The 17,534-nt window shown below is 39.0% G+C and carries 15 protein-coding genes and 1 riboswitch; of the genes, 11 read left to right on the forward strand and 4 right to left on the reverse strand.

What is annotated here, in order from left to right; genetic code table 11:
• Window positions 1–405 precede the first annotated feature (405 nt).
• From modA to modC, 3 genes are read left to right on the forward strand one after another with little or no spacing between them, the layout of a single operon-like run.
• Window positions 406–1,179 (forward strand): molybdate ABC transporter substrate-binding protein, encoded by a 774-nt coding sequence (gene modA, locus WH390_RS05020; RefSeq protein ID WP_032115334.1) that lies wholly within the window; start codon window positions 406–408, stop codon window positions 1,177–1,179.
• Window positions 1,180–1,196: 17 nt separating this feature from the next.
• Window positions 1,197–1,889: a molybdate ABC transporter permease subunit gene (modB, locus tag WH390_RS05025; RefSeq protein WP_032115401.1), complete on the forward strand. Its 693-nt coding sequence runs from the start codon at window positions 1,197–1,199 to the stop codon at window positions 1,887–1,889.
• Window positions 1,883–2,947: a molybdenum ABC transporter ATP-binding protein ModC gene (gene modC / locus WH390_RS05030; RefSeq protein WP_032115335.1), complete on the forward strand. Its 1,065-nt coding sequence runs from the start codon at window positions 1,883–1,885 to the stop codon at window positions 2,945–2,947. The genes modB and modC overlap by 7 nt, the downstream gene beginning before the upstream one ends.
• Before the next feature lie 67 nt (window positions 2,948–3,014).
• Here the strand turns inward: modC and WH390_RS05035 are convergent, their stop codons facing one another.
• Complete coding sequence (locus WH390_RS05035; protein ID WP_032115336.1) at window positions 3,015–3,833, reverse strand: pyridoxal phosphatase; 819 nt, start codon at window positions 3,831–3,833, stop codon at window positions 3,015–3,017.
• A gap of 761 nt (window positions 3,834–4,594) precedes the next feature.
• Between WH390_RS05035 and WH390_RS05040 the strand changes: the two genes are divergently transcribed.
• A complete protein-coding gene (locus WH390_RS05040; RefSeq protein ID WP_032115337.1) occupies window positions 4,595–5,194 on the forward strand; it encodes a lytic polysaccharide monooxygenase in 600 nt (199 codons plus the stop codon).
• A 204-nt stretch (window positions 5,195–5,398) separates the two neighbouring features.
• Here the strand turns inward: WH390_RS05040 and WH390_RS05045 are convergent, their stop codons facing one another.
• Window positions 5,399–5,965, reverse strand: a complete 567-nt coding sequence (locus WH390_RS05045) for a 3'-5' exonuclease (RefSeq protein ID WP_032115338.1) — start codon at window positions 5,963–5,965, stop codon at window positions 5,399–5,401.
• Window positions 5,966–6,564: 599 nt separating this feature from the next.
• Here WH390_RS05045 and pgl point away from each other — a divergent pair.
• The gene (pgl, locus tag WH390_RS05050; protein WP_032115339.1) at window positions 6,565–7,557 is read left to right on the forward strand and encodes a 6-phosphogluconolactonase; all 993 of its coding nucleotides are present in this window, start codon (window positions 6,565–6,567) and stop codon (window positions 7,555–7,557) included.
• Between the two features lie 12 nt (window positions 7,558–7,569).
• On the opposite strand, the gene bioA is transcribed toward pgl, so the two are convergent.
• Window positions 7,570–8,844 carry an adenosylmethionine--8-amino-7-oxononanoate transaminase gene (gene bioA, locus WH390_RS05055; protein WP_032115340.1) on the reverse strand — a complete coding sequence of 425 codons (1,275 nt, stop codon included), beginning with the start codon at window positions 8,842–8,844 and terminating at the stop codon, window positions 7,570–7,572.
• Between the two features lie 97 nt (window positions 8,845–8,941).
• Between bioA and bioB the strand changes: the two genes are divergently transcribed.
• The 5 genes from bioB (at window position 8,942) to uvrB (ending at window position 15,124) form a co-directional block, all read left to right on the forward strand.
• Window positions 8,942–9,973, forward strand: a complete 1,032-nt coding sequence (gene bioB, locus WH390_RS05060) for a biotin synthase BioB (RefSeq protein WP_406850722.1) — start codon at window positions 8,942–8,944, stop codon at window positions 9,971–9,973.
• A complete protein-coding gene (gene bioF / locus WH390_RS05065; protein WP_032115342.1) occupies window positions 9,973–11,139 on the forward strand; it encodes an 8-amino-7-oxononanoate synthase in 1,167 nt (388 codons plus the stop codon). The genes bioB and bioF overlap by 1 nt, the downstream gene beginning before the upstream one ends.
• Window positions 11,108–11,881 carry a malonyl-ACP O-methyltransferase BioC gene (gene bioC, locus WH390_RS05070; RefSeq protein WP_032115343.1) on the forward strand — a complete coding sequence of 258 codons (774 nt, stop codon included), beginning with the start codon at window positions 11,108–11,110 and terminating at the stop codon, window positions 11,879–11,881. Before bioF ends, bioC begins: the two co-directional genes overlap by 32 nt.
• Complete coding sequence (gene bioD / locus WH390_RS05075; RefSeq protein WP_032115344.1) at window positions 11,874–12,551, forward strand: dethiobiotin synthase; 678 nt, start codon at window positions 11,874–11,876, stop codon at window positions 12,549–12,551. The genes bioC and bioD overlap by 8 nt, the downstream gene beginning before the upstream one ends.
• 560 nt (window positions 12,552–13,111) lie before the next feature.
• The gene (gene uvrB, locus WH390_RS05080; RefSeq protein WP_032115345.1) at window positions 13,112–15,124 is read left to right on the forward strand and encodes an excinuclease ABC subunit UvrB; all 2,013 of its coding nucleotides are present in this window, start codon (window positions 13,112–13,114) and stop codon (window positions 15,122–15,124) included.
• Between the two features lie 73 nt (window positions 15,125–15,197).
• Here uvrB and yvcK read toward each other — a convergent pair whose 3' ends face one another.
• Window positions 15,198–16,151 (reverse strand): uridine diphosphate-N-acetylglucosamine-binding protein YvcK, encoded by a 954-nt coding sequence (gene yvcK / locus WH390_RS05085; protein WP_052044871.1) that lies wholly within the window; start codon window positions 16,149–16,151, stop codon window positions 15,198–15,200.
• A gap of 239 nt (window positions 16,152–16,390) precedes the next feature.
• Window positions 16,391–16,540: riboswitch (molybdenum cofactor riboswitch) on the forward strand.
• On the opposite strand from yvcK, the gene moaA reads away from it, so the two are divergent.
• The gene (gene moaA / locus WH390_RS05090) at window positions 16,530–17,510 is read left to right on the forward strand and encodes a GTP 3',8-cyclase MoaA (protein ID WP_032115346.1); all 981 of its coding nucleotides are present in this window, start codon (window positions 16,530–16,532) and stop codon (window positions 17,508–17,510) included. It overlaps the preceding riboswitch by 11 nt.
• Window positions 17,511–17,534 lie beyond the last annotated feature (24 nt).

Below are 17,534 nucleotides of genomic sequence, written 5' to 3' on the forward strand. Positions count from 1 at the left end.
CTTATGGTGACACAATTATAGCAGGGTGGAAGATAATACTGATTTAATTAGCTAGGCCTCTAATAATTAATTGCCAATTTTTTATATTCTTTAATAAATAAAATTTGTATAAATAACTTTATTTAAATGATAAGCAAAATAACGGTTTTTTATCAGCTAATTCCAGCCATTGAAATTTTAAGCTGATTTTTTTTATTAACTATCAAGATGATATAATTATTTTTATTTTGTTGTTAATTATCTTTTAACAACAGATGTTTAGCAATTGTTATACCGCTCATTTATTCTGTTTATCACTGTTTTTAACTAACTCGGACAATTTAATTTTATCGATATCATACGGCTTTCATTATTCGTTATATCCTGATATATATAACGATAAAAATAATGAAAAAGGTATCAATGATGAAAAAATATATTGCCAAAATAGTGGCAGCGGTTGCACTTTTTTTGTTGGTCATTGGCCAGAATTGGGCGGCGGAGAATAAAGTGACCGTTTTTGCTGCTGCATCGTTAACCAATGCCTTAAATGATATCGTAACGCAATATGAAAAGGATCATAATACTAAAATTATTGCCGCTTATGCTTCCTCCTCAACGTTAGCCAGACAAATTGAACAGGGTGCTCCGGCCGATATTTTTATCTCTGCTGACCAACAATGGATGGATTATGTGCAACAGAAACAACTTATGGTTAATGCCAGTCGCCATACTTTGTTAGGTAATAATTTAGTTCTTATTGCGCCAATAAATTCAACACTAAAACCAATCACAATTAGCCAAAAAACTGATTGGCGCACACTTGCCAATGGTGAACGAATTGCTGTCGGTGATCCTGATCATGTCCCGGTTGGTATCTATGCTAAACAGGCACTAGTTGCTTTAGGCGCCTGGAAAACCGTTGATACAATGTTAGCCAGAACCAATAATGTTCGCAGTGGTATGGCATTAGTTGAGTTGAATGAAGCACCATTAGGCATAGTGTATGGCTCTGATGTGGGGGTGAGTAAAAAGGTTAAAGTAGTTGGCATATTTCCAGAGAACAGTTATAACGCTATCGAATACCCGATGGCGATTGTCAAAAATCATCAGACTAATCAGGTTAACGATTTTTTTGCCTATTTAAAAACGCCGGCCGCAGCGGCAACATTTAAACATTATGGTTTTAGGCCATTATAGGAAATTAATTTTTGCAGATGCTAAGTGAATATGAGTGGCAAGCTATTATTTTAAGCTTAAAAGTATCGAGTGTTGCGGTATTGGTGAGTCTGCCTTTAGGAATATTAATGGCCTGGATCTTGGTGCGTTGTCATTTTCCGGGCAAAACATTACTCGATAGTCTGATCCATTTACCGCTAGTATTACCGCCAGTAGTGGTAGGTTATCTCCTTTTACTGTCATTTGGTCGCCATGGGGCAATAGGTGAATGGCTATACGATTGGTTTGGATTTAGTTTTACTTTTAGTTGGCGAGGTGCCGCTTTAGCTTCTGCCATCATCGCTTTTCCATTGTTGGTTAGAGCAATAAGATTAGCATTGGAGGGGGTTGATAGACGCCTTGAGCAGGCCGCCCGAACCTTAGGCGCTAATCCATTACGGGTTTTTTTTACCATCACCTTACCGCTTATCTTACCGGGAATTATTGTCGGTATGGTTTTGTCTTTTGCTCGTTCACTAGGTGAATTTGGTGCCACGATTACCTTTGTTTCTAATATTCCAGGAGAAACCAGAACCATTCCATTAGCCATGTATACTCTAATTGAAACACCAGGCGCAGAAATAGCCGCGGCTCGTTTATGTATTATTGCTATCATCTTAGCCTTGCTGTCGTTACTTTTTTCTGAATGGTTAACTCGTTGTAGCAGAAAACGCTTGGGGGCAATGTGTTAGCTTTGCGTCTGCAACAGCAGCTAGGGGATTTATCGCTCTATGCCGATACCACACTTTCAACTCAAGGCATCACCGCTATTTTTGGCGTTTCCGGTGTTGGCAAAACCTCCCTGATAAACCTGATAGGTGGGCTTACCAAACCTGATAAAGGACAGATTATTTTTAATGATCGGGTTTTAGTCGATACGGATAAAGGTCTGTTTGTACCACCAGAAAGGCGTAAAATGGGTTATGTTTTTCAAGATGCGCGCCTGTTTCCACATTATAGCGTCAAAGGTAATTTGCAATATGGCATGTCTCGCGCAATGAAATCACACTTTGATGATATTGTTCAATTGCTCGGTATTGAAACATTATTGCCGCGCTTGCCAGCTATGTTGTCAGGTGGCGAAAAACAACGAGTGGCTATTGGCCGCGCATTATTAACCGCGCCTGAATTATTATTAATGGATGAGCCATTAGCTTCGTTAGATTTACCACGCAAAAGAGAGTTACTTCCCTATTTGGAAAAGTTATCGCAAGATATCCAAATCCCTATTCTCTATGTCAGTCATAATCTGGATGAAATAGTCCGGTTGGCTGATAATGTAATTGTTATGTCAGCAGGTAAAATTGAAGCAGTCGCGCCATTAGCTGATATTTGGTCAAGCAGTATTTTCCGTCCCTGGCTGCAAGCTGATGCATTAAGTAGTATCTTAAATGTTAAGGTGATCGAGCATCATAGCCTTTATACCATGTCATCGGTTGCTATATCGGATCAACGATTGTGGCTTCCCCAGTTGCAATTTCAATTAGGTCAATCGGTTCGGATCCGTATTGATGCTACAGACGTTTCTTTAACCTTACATAAGCCAACGCAAACGACGATTCGTAATATATTAAGCGTTAGAGTAGTGGAGTGCATTGATGACAGCGAGCAAATAGATGTTAAGTTAGCAATAGATAGCCACTTTATCTGGGCCAGGATCACGCGTTGGGCAAGAGATGAGCTAGAAATAAAGCCGGGTAAATGGGTTTATGCCCAAATCAAGAGTCTATCGCTAACTCGGCGGCTTTAATTCTAATGATGATGCAATATTTGCGAACAAAGATTATTAGTCAGTTGTGCAAATAGCTTTACAGCCTTTATAACACATATTTTTCGATCACTTGAGCGATCCCTGGCGCGCTATTTTGATCGGTAATTATATCAGCATGTTTTTTCACCTCATCACAGCTATTACCCATTGCAACGCCGAGGTCTGCGGCAGTTAGCATACTGACATCATTGAAATTATCACCAAAAGCTATCACATCTTTCATCGTCAAACCTTGTGATTCGACCCAACGTTGTAAACGCAAACCTTTGCTATTGCCTTTTTTAGCAATATCAACTTGATCAAACCATGACCACTCGCAAGCAAGCTCCAGCTCTTGTTGAATAGTTTGGCTAAAAGTACGTAATTTTTCGATATCAGGCGTACAAGTGGCAAATTTCCAAATAGCCGTAACCTGTTGGATTGCTGTATTAAAATCGTCAATTTTATGGATATTGGGACGTTGATTTTCAGGTAAAGAATCTGCCCATTTCAATGTTCGTTCAATAGCATCATTATGTTGTTGATATAGCATGGCGTCATCAACATACATCAAGTGGTTGATATCGGTACCTTGTAAATAGGCAACTACCTTAGTCGCTTCTGCTGCTGATAACGGATCCGATTCCAGCACTTTTTTAGCATGATAGTCATAGAGATAAGTACCATTGCAACAAATTGCCGGCGTATCTAAATTCAGTGCTTGATAAAATGGGTGAATAGCAACGTGATGGCGGCCGGTAGCAATAATAACTTTGATCCCTTGGCGACGAGCTTGGTTTATAGCTGCTAAAGATTGTGGCAAGATCTGTTTTTGTGGATCCAATAGAGTACCATCGAGATCTAAAGCGATGACGCGATATGACATAAATCAGCCTCATTAAATAGTGATATAGCATTTAATCTAGCTAGTAATTTTAAACAATGTAACTTAGTAAATTATTTATCTTACAGGTGCAAACCGATAAATTTTTTCAAATCTAATCATATCGAATAATAGACGTTAACTAAACCAGAAAAAATAAATAATTACCCTAGGGGATAATAAACTAGCAACATAATTGAATATTAATAAGCAGCAAAATTTTTGGCCCGTTGAGTTAATAAATGGACATTTTTTTTAATTTAATGTCAATGTTGTTAATTTTAAATCGATATTTATTGTCTTTTTTAACAATAAATGCTCCTATCTGAACAGCGTATTTTAATATTAGTATTTAAATTTATTATGCTGATGGTTGTTAATTTTAACTGATATTTTGGTTAGATGATAAATTAGATATTAATTTATTATATTTTATAAAAATGGATTATTTATGAATTAAAATTCTTCTTATTATTAAATATAACGTTAGAATAATTTAACTAAGATTTGCTGAAATTATATTTATATCCTATTTAATATATTATTTTATTTGTTATTTGATGGTCATAATTTTTTACATAAAGACCAATATATTAATTTTTTATTTTATTTATATTTAAGTGAAATATTTTTTTAAGCAAAAAATAGATTAATTAAATTGATATTTTAGTTTTATAGGCATAATAATTTAGCCTGCTGTAAGTAATGTTATATAAAAATAGTGTTAATTATTAAAAGTAGAAATTATTTAAGGGATGTATTAAATGAAAAGTAAATTACTATTAGCCCCGTTAGCACTCATGTGTGCTGCCAATATTGCAACTGCATCTGCAAAACCGGAACCACAGCATAGTTTTATTTTTGAACCTAAGAGCCGGGCAGTTTTATGTTGGATACATGAAAATAATAATTGTGGCGCTGTTGAATATGATCCTATGTCTATTGAAGGGCCGAAAGGTTTTCCGCAAGGCGGTGCTCGTGATGGTAAGATAGCTAGTGGTGATAATTCATCATTTTATAAACTCAACGAACAAAGTGTAGATCGCTGGAAAAAAGTACCGCTAACTTCAGGCAAAAACACCTTTCGTTGGTCGCTAACCCAGACACACAGAACAGAAAAATGGGAGTTTTTTATTACTAAACAGGATTGGAATCCCAATGCACCATTAACCCGTGCCTCTTTTGATTTAAAACCGTTCTGTGAGCGTTTTGACGGTGGTGAGATGCCAGCTAAAGATCAAATTTATTTTGATTGTGATGTTCCACAACGCACTGGTTATCAAGTTATTTTAGGTGTTTGGTCAATTGCTGATACGGCAAATGCTTTTTATCAAGTTGTCGATGTGGATATGCAAGCTAAATAATATTAATAGCCATTTTTAGTGTGTGAAGTAACCAATATTATAATTTCAAATCAGATTTACAAACTTTTGTATTATGCAATATTTACTATTATTAATTGCTAGCTATTTCTACTTAGCTAGCTTTTATCAAATAATTTAGTGTAATGTAAGTTTATTGGTATTTGATATTAATCATTGGTAATTTTCATTAGCAGAAATAAATTTTCACCCCTCATGTTGGATAATTTTTTGCCAAATATTGGCAACATGGTTCACTTGATAAAGCGCACAATTAAGCGCATTATCTTGCGTTTTAACCATTGACAACTCACTTTGTAGATTAAAGCCAAGGTTCATTCCCATATCGATAATAGTGTGTACATCACGATCATTACCGACATGCCAAAAAGGGGTTAAATTTGATCTTTCATAAGCACCTCTTAAGACAAAATTAGCGCTTTTCCCCCAGACTTTTAAACCATCCATTCGTTCTTGTGCATTTTCGCGCGCCCAGAAATGTAATTCACGCAGAACATTATCAATTAGCGGTAAACTTTTTTTGGCAATCGTTGCTCGAGCTTCATTAGATTGGCATAACCACCATTTTATGGTTTCGCCATTAACTGTTCCACCGGCAGACATTGATGAAGAGAGATCGACAGCTTGATAAAAGGCAGCACCGGTTTCACCGGTTGTTGGATCAAAAAAAACCGCACCGATTGCTACAATGGCGGCGCAACTGCCCATGCCCATGGTTTCTAAGTCTACCATTAAATTTTCGCGGGGTTTCATTACTATTCCTTAATTTTTTATTAACACTTAATGGTGTTAATCTGCTCATCCTGATATTTTCGGTTTATTATTTTAAAATTTTGCTCACGGCTTTCTGATGTTATTTATGACTTAATTATGCGAGACTGATAAAATCTATATAAAGCGATTGGTCAAATAAACTCGGCTTATATGTTGCTTACAGTAAACAATAATGTGAAATTTATATTAAATATTTAATGGCTATATTGATTATATTGCGTTTTTGTTAAGATATTTTTATTAACAAAAAAATATCTTATATATTTATATAATATTATTTTTTTACTTTTTAACAACAGATTTTTTATAGGATTTAATTTAATTGGTGATAATCTGAATACTAAATTTAGTTGAATAAGGCTATATTCAATGGCTCTCAACAGTCAAGTAATTATTATCGGTAAATATAAACTTTAGTCACACAGTGATAATTTATAAAAACCTGCAATATAGTGACATCAGTCAGCTGATGCATAAATTTTTTTATTAACCATTTGGCTATTTTTGTCATTATTTAGCAGCAAATCGGATATGATAACTAAGGCTATTTTGTCGAATCATTTCTGAGGAGTTAAGCAATGAAACAGGTGGTGTATGTTGCCAGTCCAGAAAGCAAGCAAATTCATGTTTGGTCAATGGATGAAAAGGGCAAACTGACATTATTGCAACAGTTGACATTACCAGGTGAAGTACAGCCGATGCAGATTAGTCGTGATGGTCGACACCTTTATGTTGGTATCCGTCCTGATTTTGCGATTATTACTTATCTTATTTCAGCTGAAGGAAAACTCAGCCAACAGGCCATTACCGCTATTCCCGCCACGCCAACCCATATTGAAACTGATAATCAGGGGCGTTGGTTATTTATTCCCTCTTACCATCAAGGTAATTTAATGGTGTTACCGGTTGATCAACAGGGGATCGCTCAATCACCAATTCAAGTTATTGGCGATTTAAAACATCCCCATGCATCGGGAGTAAGTTTTGATAATTCACACTTGTTTGTCCCTTGTCTAGGGGAAGATCAGATCCGCGTTTATACCATCAATGACAATGGACATTTAACCGAACAGGTTGCTTATCGGATCACAACTAACGAAGGCGCAGGGCCTCGCCATTTGGCATTTTCACCCAACCACACCGCTTTTTATTGTTTAAATGAGCTAGATGCCACCATTAATGTTTATTCTGCATTTGAACCTTATCAGCAAAAGCAAAATTGTGACATTTTAGCTGCCGGAGCGGTATGTAAACCTTGGGCTGCCGATATCCATATTACGCCAAATGGTCGTCATCTTTATGCTAGTGAACGTTCTGCCAGTATTATTCGCCACTTCGAGGTGACAGCAGAGGGGTTAGTATTAACGCCGATGGCAGCTTATGCAACCGAAACTCAACCGCGTGGCTTCAATATTGATCAAAGCGGTCATTTTTTGCTGGCTGCAGGCCAAAAGTCCGATCATATTGCGGTTTATAAAATAGATGCGGTGACTGGCGTGCTACAAGCATTAGATCGGTATCCGGTTGGCAAAGGGCCGATGTGGATCACGACCCATATAATTGAAAACTAAATTATTTTTAATTTACAGCTTGATGACTATTTTTTTTATCGCTTGCGTTAACTTAGTCAGCTGTTCAGCGGTAATAATATAGGGTGGCATTAAATAAATTAATTTACCAAATGGCCGGATCCAGACTCCCTCAGCAACAAAATGACGTTGTAATTCAGGCACATTGACGGGGCTTTTCATTTCAACAACACCAATTGCGCCTAAAACTCGCACGTCAGCAACTTGTGGTTGATCTCGCAGTGGGTAGAGTTCAGCCATTAATTGAGTTTCAATGTTTTTCACCCATTTTTGCCATGGGCTATTCCTTAGTAATGTTATGCTCGCATCAGCGATCGCGCAGGCTAGTGGGTTGCCCATAAAAGTGGGCCCATGCATAAAACAGCCGGCTTTACCTAGGCTGATAGTGTCTGCGATAGAACGGCTGGTCAGAGTGGCTGACAGAGTAACATAACCACCGGTTAGCGCTTTACCTAAACATAAAATATCCGGCGCAATGCCGCTGTGTTGACAAGCAAATAATTTGCCGGTACGGCCAAAACCGGTGGCGATTTCATCGGCAATCAGCAAAATATTATAGCGATCGCATAATTCTCTCACAGCCGTCAAATAATTAGGGTGATAAATTCGCATACCGCCCGCTCCCTGAACGATCGGCTCAACGATAATGGCAGCAATTTTGTCTGCCCGTTCGGTTAGTATTTTTTGTAATGGGATCAGAGAGTCAGCTTGCCATTGTTGATAAAAACCGCATTGAGGTGCTTGCACGAAAATATGTTCGGGTAGATAGCCCCGATAAAGACTATGCATCGAATTTTCCGGATCGCAAACTGACATAGCACCAAAGGTATCACCATGATATCCTTGTTGTAAGGCAATAAACTGGTGGCGCGCTTCGCCTCGCGCCTGCCAATATTGTAATGCCATTTTTAATGCCACCTCGACCGCAACTGAGCCGGAATCAGCCAGAAAAATACACTCTAATTTATCATCAGTTATATCGATTAATTGTCGGCACAAAGCAGTCGCTGCCGGATGTGTGATGCCGCCAAACATTACATGGGACATTTTCGTTAATTGCTCTGTAGCGGCTTGATTGAGTACGGGGTGGTTATAGCCGTGAATTGCTGCCCACCAGGAAGCCATACCATCAATCAATTTTCTGCCATCAGCTAATTCAAGTTCGACACCTGAAGCGCGCACGACAGGATAGGCTGGTATTGGTTTGGTCATTGAAGTGTATGGGTGCCAAATATGTTTCGCATCAAAATTAAGATCGTCGATTTTCATTATCCATAGTCAACTAATTATATTTATTTTAGTTTACATGATAACGCAGTTATTTAAACTGGCAATACTTTTTGTTTCAGAAGAGAGAATGGTGAAGATGGAAAAACCATGGACACTTAGCCAGGCACAAGCACTATTTGATTTACCTTTTTTTGCATTACTTTTTCAAGCTCAGCAAGTTCATCGTCAACATTTTGATCCTCAACAGATCCAGATTAGTACTTTACTCTCCATTAAAACCGGCGCCTGCCCGGAAGATTGCAAATATTGCCCACAAAGTGCTCGCTATAAAACCGGATTAAAAGCCGAGCGACTATTAGAAGTCCAGCAAGTGATCGAATCGGCTAAACAAGCCAAAAAAGCCGGTTCAACCCGTTTTTGTATGGGCGCTGCCTGGCGCAATCCCCATGAACGCGATATGCCTTATCTCGAAACCATGGTGAAAGAAGTCAAAGCGTTAGGCCTAGAAACCTGCATGACACTGGGTAAATTAAATGATCAGCAAGCACACCGGTTAGCGGAGGCTGGACTTGATTATTACAATCACAATTTGGACACCTCACCTGAATTTTATGGCAGTATTATTACCACTCGAACCTATCAAGAACGGCTGGATACGATTGATGTAGTTCGTCAGGCAGGCATGAAGGTATGCTCTGGTGGAATTGTTGGTTTAGGTGAAAAGGTGGCTGATCGGGCGGCGCTATTGGTTCAATTAGCTAATTTACCGCAGGCTCCTGAAAGTGTGCCGATTAATATGCTAATAAAAATAAAAGGAACGCCCCTTGAAGATAATGAAGATGTCGATCCTTTTGACTTTATTCGCACCATCGCTGTTGCCCGTATTATGATGCCAACCTCCTTTGTCCGGCTTTCTGCTGGTCGTGAACAGATGAATGAACAGATGCAAGCACTCTGTTTTATGGCCGGGGCTAACTCCCTCTTTTATGGCTGTAAGTTATTGACGGCCGCTAATCCCAAAGAAGATAAAGATCAGCAACTTTTTCGCAAGCTAAATATTAATCCTCAACCGCTTGCAACCGCCTTGACTCACCACCAGCAAATTGAGCGGCTGGAAGAAGCGATGATGCAAGTGGATACGGAACAGTTTTATAACGCGGCACTATAATGAATTGGTCAACATTTTTAACTCGTCAACTTGATATGCGCAAGCAGCAAGCATTGTGGCGGCAGCGGCAGCTAATAAAAAAAAATGATGCGTGTACGCTAATCTTTGAACAACAGCAGTATGTCAATTTTTCAAGTAATGATTATCTGGGATTAAGTCATCATGCTGCAATTATTAAAGCCTGGCAAACAGGATTAAGCCAATATGGGACAGGTAGTGGAAGCTCTGGTCATGTTATCGGTTTTAATTGCGCTCACGCCCAATTAGAGCAACAGCTTGCCGATTGGTTAGGTTACCCCCGTGCTTTGTTATTTATTTCCGGCTATGCGGCAAATCAAAGTGTAATAACGGCCTTAATGAACAAAAATGATCATATTGTGGCCGATAAACTCAGTCATGCATCCTTACTGGAAGCCGCGATGTTATCGCCAGCTAGATTACAACGTTTTGCCCACAATCAACCTGACGCCTTAAGGCATCTTTTGGCGACCAATCATAATGGTAAAACACTGGTTGCCACTGAAGGTATATTTAGTATGGATGGCGATAGTGCCCCTTTAGCTCAATTACATGCAGTGACGCGGCAAGCGCAGGCGTGGTTATTAGTGGATGATGCCCATGGTATTGGCATAAGAGGCCATGAAGGCAGAGGTAGTTGTTATCTACATAAGATAAAGCCTGAACTGCTGGTGGTGACATTTGGTAAAGCTTTTGGTCTTAGTGGTGCGGCACTGCTTTGTGATGAAAACACCGCTGACTATTTTCTGCAATATGCTCGCCATTTGATTTATAGTACTTCAATGCCTCCGGCTCAAGCAGTGGCATTAACTGAGGCGGTTAGACAAATTCGTCAAGCAGATGAGTTAAGAGCCAATTTACAGCGCAATATTGATTATTTTCGTCAATTAGCCAACCACTTTCAATTGCCACTATTAAATTCAACTAGCGCAATTCAGCCACTCATTGTTGGTAGTAATCAACGCTGTTTACAGTTATCTCAATTTTTACGCCAGCAAGGATTTTGGGTGCAAGCTATTCGGCCGCCAACGGTACCAGCGGGTAGTGCAAGATTAAGGATCACCTTAATGGCAAATCATCAATTAGCCGATATTGCACAGTTAATGGAAACATTAAATGACTTCTTTAACAACGACGCCGATGAATAAGCAAGCGATTGCTCATGCTTTTGGCCGGGCGGCCAAAAATTACGACAATATTGCCTTATTTCAACAACAAAGTGGCCAACATCTGTTTAATTGCTTATCTGCAATACCTGGTAAAAAAGTGCTGGATGCTGGCTGTGGTACCGGCTATTTCAGTGCTCAGTGGCAGTTAGCCGGAAAACGGGTTATTGCCCTCGATCTGTCGGCATCAATGTTAGCCATTGCTCAACAAAAGCAAGCGGCTATGAGCTATATCCAAGCCGATATGGAGAGGTTACCACTGGCCAATGAAAGTGTTGATCTCTGTTTTAGTCATCTTGCTATTCAGTGGTGTAGTAATTTATCTACCCCATTAAGTGAGTTATATCGTGTTACTAAAAAGGGTGGGGTCGTTGCTTTTTCTACTTTAGTCGATGGCTCATTACAAGAGCTACAACAGTGTTGGCAAAAAGTTGATAATAACCGGCACATTAATTCTTTTATGACTTTTGAACAAATTAAGCAGGCTTGTCGTGATTGGCCGCATAGTTTAGAACAGCGTTGCTGGCATTTAACTTACCCTACATTTGCCTGTTTACTTCAATCTATAAAGGGTATTGGCGCGACTTATCTAACGGATGGGCGTCAGCAGCAGGGTCTAATGACAAAAAACCAGTTAGCTAAACTGGTTGATCATTATCCTCATATTAATCAGCAATTTCCCTTAACTTATCAACTGGTTTATGGAATGTTATATCGTGAATAGATGTTTTTTTGTCACTGGAACTGACACAGATGTGGGTAAGACTGTCGTCAGCTGTGCGCTGCTACAAGCAGCTGCCGATCAGGGTTATCAAACAGCGGGCTATAAACCGGTAGCTTCAGGCAGTGAACAGTTAACTATTGGCTTAAGAAATTCAGATGCTCAATTATTAAGAAAAAATAGTAGCGTGAAACTGAATTACCATGATGTTAATCCGATCGTTTTTGCTCAAGCAACTTCACCCCATATTGCTAGTCAACTAACAGGGGAGCTTATCGATTGGCAGATAATGCATACAGGATTAAATAAATTAACACAATCTGCTAACTGGATTATTGTCGAAGGTGCTGGTGGATGGTATACACCGCTTTGTGCTGAGCACACTTTGGCTGATTGGGTTATACAACAGCAATTGCCAGTGATATTAACAGTTGGCATTAAATTGGGTTGTATTAACCATGCAATATTAACCGCACAGGCCATTGAGCAAAGTGGCTTATTATTGGCAGGCTGGGTGGCTAATGAAATTGTTTTACCGGGTCAATATCAGCAGGATTATTTGTTAACATTACAGCAACGGCTGTCCGCACCATGTTTAGGCGTTATTCCGCATTTGCCGAATTGGCAATCTCATTCGATTGGCAAATTTGTCAATTTAGATAACCTACTGTAATAGGAGTAATTTTGGGGCTAAAGCGTTATGCCACTTTAGCCATATTTTGCTTGAATTAGCTTAATTGCAACAAATGAAATGCTATTTTTCTTTTTTTTTTCTTATAAAAAAATTTTTTTTTGTGATTATTTTTTTGGCAAAAATTTTTGCCAATGCTCAAGTGAAAATCTTACAACTATTGGTGCTGAAAAGAATTTCTTGAGTTATCCACTATTCCTGTGGATAACCTTGTGTATTAGATCTAGAAAAGTTACGCTAACCGAGATGGGATGAGGCTTGGCTGGCAGTTGATGCCATTCTCGGCTCTGAAGTAAAATTTTATAAATATTAACATGTTATATAAAATCAAGTCTGAAATGATATATAATAAAGTTTTACATTGGCTGATTAGCATAAAATATAATTCAAGGTAAAAAAAGCTTGGGGATAACTAAGTTATTAAAATGATAAATATATGTAAATAATTGGTTGTGGGTGAAACTGGGTTTTTATTTCTGCTGTCATTGAAACTGTTTTTTTATCCAGTATGATAAAGAAATATTTTTAGTAGAGAGGGTTAGATGAGTAAAGTCTTCAAATTGCATGCTGAATTTCAACCTGCCGGTGATCAGCCTGCAGCGATAAAGAAATTAATCGAAGGTCTTAATGATGGATTGGCTCATCAAACCTTACTTGGTGTCACCGGATCGGGTAAAACATTCACTATCGCTAATGTTATTGAGCAGGTTAACCGCCCGGTAATGGTAATGGCTCACAATAAGACGTTGGCTGCACAATTGTATAGTGAGATGAAGGCTTTTTTCCCTGACAATGCGGTGGAATATTTTGTTTCTTATTATGATTATTATCAACCAGAAGCGTATGTTCCAAGCTCCGATACCTTTATTGAAAAAGATGCTTCTATTAACGAACATATTGAACAGATGCGACTCTCTGCCACTAAAGCGCTGCTTGAAAGACGTGATGTTATTGTTGTTGCTTCGGTATCAGCGATTTATGGTTTAGGTGATCCTGATAGCTATCTAAAAATGATGCTTCATTTAACCAAAGGTATGATTATTGATCAGCGAGCTATCTTACGCCGTCTGGCCGATTTGCAATATAGCCGCAATGATCAAGCATTTCAGCGAGGTACATTTAGAGTTAGGGGGGAAGTGATTGATATTTTTCCTGCCGAATCAGATCAATATGCGTTAAGAGTTGAATTATTTGATGAGGAAGTAGAACGGCTAGCGCTTTTTGATCCCTTAACCGGACAGATCCAACATAATGTACCGCGATTTACCATTTATCCTAAAACCCACTATGTAACTCCGCGTGAGCGTATCCTTGAAGCCATGGAGCAGATTAAAACTGAATTGGCACAAAGACGTAAATTACTACTGGAAAATAGTAAACTTGTTGAAGAGCAGCGGTTAACACAGCGTACCCAGTTTGATTTAGAGATGATGAATGAATTGGGTTATTGTTCTGGTATTGAAAATTATTCACGTTATCTTTCTGGTCGTGCAACCGGTGAACCACCACCAACGTTGTTTGACTATTTACCCGCAGATGGTTTATTAGTTATTGATGAATCGCATGTCAGCATCCCACAGATTGGCGGTATGTATCGTGGTGATCGCTCGCGTAAAGAGACATTGGTAGAATATGGTTTTCGCTTACCTTCTGCGTTGGATAATCGCCCATTACGTTTTGAGGAATTTGAAGCACTTTCCCCACAAACAATTTATATTTCTGCCACGCCAGGTAAGTATGAATTGGAAAAATCGGCAAATGAAATTATTGAGCAAGTTGTGCGGCCAACTGGCTTACTCGATCCCGAAATTGAAGTTCGTCCGGTAGCCACTCAGGTTGATGATCTGTTATCTGAAATCAATTTGCGTACAGCGGTAAATGAACGGGTACTAGTAACAACGTTAACCAAAAGAATGGCAGAAGATTTGACCGATTATCTGCAAGAACATGACATAAAGGTTCGTTATTTGCATTCAGATATTGATACCGTTGAACGGGTCGAAATTATTCGTGATTTGCGATTAGGCGTATTTGATGTTTTAGTGGGCATCAACTTGTTGCGTGAAGGGTTGGACATGCCAGAGGTATCACTAGTTGCTATCTTAGACGCAGATAAAGAAGGATTTTTACGTTCAGAGCGTTCATTAATTCAAACGATTGGGCGTGCAGCGCGTAACCTGAAAGGTAAAGCTATTTTATATGGCGATAAGGTTACTGATTCAATGGCAAAAGCGATTAAAGAAACGGAACGTCGTCGCGAAAAGCAAATCGCCTTTAATCAACAGCATGGTATTGTACCTAAAGGTTTAAATAAAAAAGTTGGCGATATTTTACAAGTCGGTGTACCAGTATCGGCAAAAGGTAAACATAAACAACCGCAAGTATCACCGATTATCGAAGATTATCAGAAACTTTCGACCAAAGAATTGGAGCTTAAAATTCAGGCGTTAGAAGCACAAATGTATCGTTATGCACAAGATCTTGAATTTGAACAAGCAGCCAGTTTACGCGATCAAATTCAATTGCTACGTGAACAGTTTATTGCTAATTCTTAAAGCATTAGACAATTTTTATCCGCAGTGCGGTGCAGCCACGCCCTCTAAGGCGGGGTGGGTGCCAAGCAAGCCGTTAGCTGGCATTCGGGTAAGGAGATAAATTAAAAGGTTTAAGTTGATGAATTTTGTGTGCCATGTCTTCAATAGCCTGGCGCAATAAGTCTCGATCATGGCGGTAACAGACATTTTGGTCAGCCAGTTTTCTTTGGAGCACGATTCGATCTGGTAGGCTTGATGTATTGGTTACTGGACCAGCGATAACCGCATCAATTTTCTGTTGGCCAATGTGTTTTTCAATCATTGCAATTTTTTCGGTTAGTTGCATATTGGCAGCGGGTTGGTTTAGTTCTTTACCAAGATTACCAATATAGATGATTGCTGCCCGGCATGCTTGTAATGCTTGCGTTAGGTCATTCATTAGAAATAAAGGCATCAGGCTGGTTAAAAAGCTACCTGGGCCAATGATGATCAAATCAGCATTATGGATAGCATCGAGAGCCTCTGGCGTGCAACTTACCTGAGGAGATAACATTAATTTTTGTGGTAGAGAGGTGAGTTGATCAACATTAACTTCGCCATAGATTTCATTGCCCATCAAATCGATTGCCAGTAAATCAGCCGGTTGCTCGGACATAGGAATAAGATGCGCCTTCACTTTTAATAGACTACGAATTAAGTTGATCGCATCTAACGGTCTAACACTGAGATGATCAAGCGATTTTAGCATTAAGTTACCCAGATTATGGCCACCAAGTTCACCGTTACCGGCAAAACGATATTCAAACATAGTTGATGCAATCGACGGTTCCGTAATTAATTGGTTTAAACAGTTGCGCGTATCTCCCCAGGCAATACCACCTTCAGAACGGCGAATTCGACCGGTAGAGCCACCATCATCGGTTGTAGTGACAATCCCTGTTAATTGAGAATTTAGAAAGGCAAGGGATGACATCACCCGACCCAAGCCATGACCACCACCCAGCGCGACAACTTGGCCTAAATTATTAAGAATACTGCGATTATGCATTACTTCCCCTATTTTATTATTTGCTGATAGCGGTTTGACATAATTGATTATCAAATATCAGACCTTATTGAATTAACGTGATATTAAACAATAACTTTGTCATTCTTTTATATTACATTATTTTCCGCTAATTGATTAACTTGTTGAATTGCAACCTATAGATTTGAGTGCTTAATCGCTTTTTAAAATATTTAGCAATAAGATTTATAGCAATCATCACATTACGCTATTATTGTATGTGGTGTTATTAACTCCTAGCCTTTTTACCTAAGTTTGTGAACTTAACATTTAAATAGGGTATTGAGGCCGTGGCATTTATCAGCCACCAGGGTGCAAGGTAGAAATGCCTGCATCTCCCGTATTTGGAAAGGCGTTATTATGACTCAACTTATTGATACTTTTGCCCGTAAATTCTATTACTTAAGACTATCCATAACGGATGTATGTAATTTTCGCTGCACATATTGTCTACCAAATGGATATAAATCGAATGGTGATCAAGCCTTTTTATCGTTGCAGGAAATTGCTTTTCTGACTAAAGCTTTCGCTGAGCTTGGTACCGAAAAAATTCGCTTAACCGGCGGCGAACCCACCATGCGCCGTGATTTTATTGACATTATTGCTACCATCAAACAAAACCATGCGATCAAGAAAATTGCCCTAACTACTAATGGTTATCGACTGGCCAGAAATGTTAGCCAGTGGAAAAATGCCGGTTTAACGGATATTAATGTCAGTGTTGATAGTCTTGATCCGCGACAGTTTTTAGCCATTACTGGGCAAGATAAATTTTTTCAAGTCATGGCCGGGATTGATGCTGCTTTAGAGGCAGGTTATGACAAAATAAAAGTCAATGTTGTGTTGATGAAAAACATCAATGACAGTAATTTAGCGAGTTTTATCAACTGGATCAAACTGCGGCCAATCCAACTACGATTTATTGAATTAATGGAAACTGGCGAGAGTGATAAAATATTTCGTCGTCACCATGTCTCAGGCGAAAAGATCCGGCGGCGGTTATTAGAGCAAAATTGGCAGCAAATACCACGCTGTCGTTCTGATGGACCGGCCCAGGTTTTTAAGCACCCTGATTACTATGGTGAAATTGGTTTAATCATGCCTTATGAGCAGAATTTTTGTCAAAGTTGTAATCGCTTACGGGTCTCTTCTATCGGTCATCTTCATCTCTGTCTGTTTGGCGAGCGCAGTATTATTTTACGCGATCTATTGGTTGATGCATCCCAATCTGAGGCATTAAAAGCACGTATTCGGGCAGAATTACAGTTAAAACGTGCAAGCCATTTTCTTCATCAAGGAGATAGTGGTATCACGTCAAATCTTTCAATTATTGGGGGATAAATGCGATTTTTAGCGATCTCAAGG

Source organism: Candidatus Arsenophonus nilaparvatae, assembly GCF_045346035.1.
Classification (GTDB): Bacteria; Pseudomonadota; Gammaproteobacteria; order Enterobacterales; family Enterobacteriaceae; genus Arsenophonus; species Arsenophonus nilaparvatae.

Excerpts from the sequence above, each read along its gene's own strand:
- moaA (WP_032115346.1), top strand. The coding sequence starts at position 16,530 with ATGACTCAACTTATTGATACTTTTGCCCGTAAATTCTATTACTTAAGA.
- modA (WP_032115334.1), top strand. The coding sequence starts at position 406 with ATGAAAAAATATATTGCCAAAATAGTGGCAGCGGTTGCACTTTTTTTG.
- modB (WP_032115401.1), top strand. The coding sequence starts at position 1,197 with ATGCTAAGTGAATATGAGTGGCAAGCTATTATTTTAAGCTTAAAAGTA.
- bioF (WP_032115342.1), top strand. The coding sequence starts at position 9,973 with ATGAATTGGTCAACATTTTTAACTCGTCAACTTGATATGCGCAAGCAG.
- yvcK (WP_052044871.1), bottom strand. The coding sequence starts at position 16,151 with ATGCATAATCGCAGTATTCTTAATAATTTAGGCCAAGTTGTCGCGCTG.
- WH390_RS05040 (WP_032115337.1), top strand. The coding sequence starts at position 4,595 with ATGAAAAGTAAATTACTATTAGCCCCGTTAGCACTCATGTGTGCTGCC.
- pgl (WP_032115339.1), top strand. The coding sequence starts at position 6,565 with ATGAAACAGGTGGTGTATGTTGCCAGTCCAGAAAGCAAGCAAATTCAT.
- uvrB (WP_032115345.1), top strand. The coding sequence starts at position 13,112 with ATGAGTAAAGTCTTCAAATTGCATGCTGAATTTCAACCTGCCGGTGAT.
- WH390_RS05035 (WP_032115336.1), bottom strand. The coding sequence starts at position 3,833 with ATGTCATATCGCGTCATCGCTTTAGATCTCGATGGTACTCTATTGGAT.
- bioC (WP_032115343.1), top strand. The coding sequence starts at position 11,108 with ATGACTTCTTTAACAACGACGCCGATGAATAAGCAAGCGATTGCTCAT.
- bioB (WP_406850722.1), top strand. The coding sequence starts at position 8,942 with ATGGAAAAACCATGGACACTTAGCCAGGCACAAGCACTATTTGATTTA.
- WH390_RS05045 (WP_032115338.1), bottom strand. The coding sequence starts at position 5,965 with ATGAAACCCCGCGAAAATTTAATGGTAGACTTAGAAACCATGGGCATG.
- bioA (WP_032115340.1), bottom strand. The coding sequence starts at position 8,844 with ATGAAAATCGACGATCTTAATTTTGATGCGAAACATATTTGGCACCCA.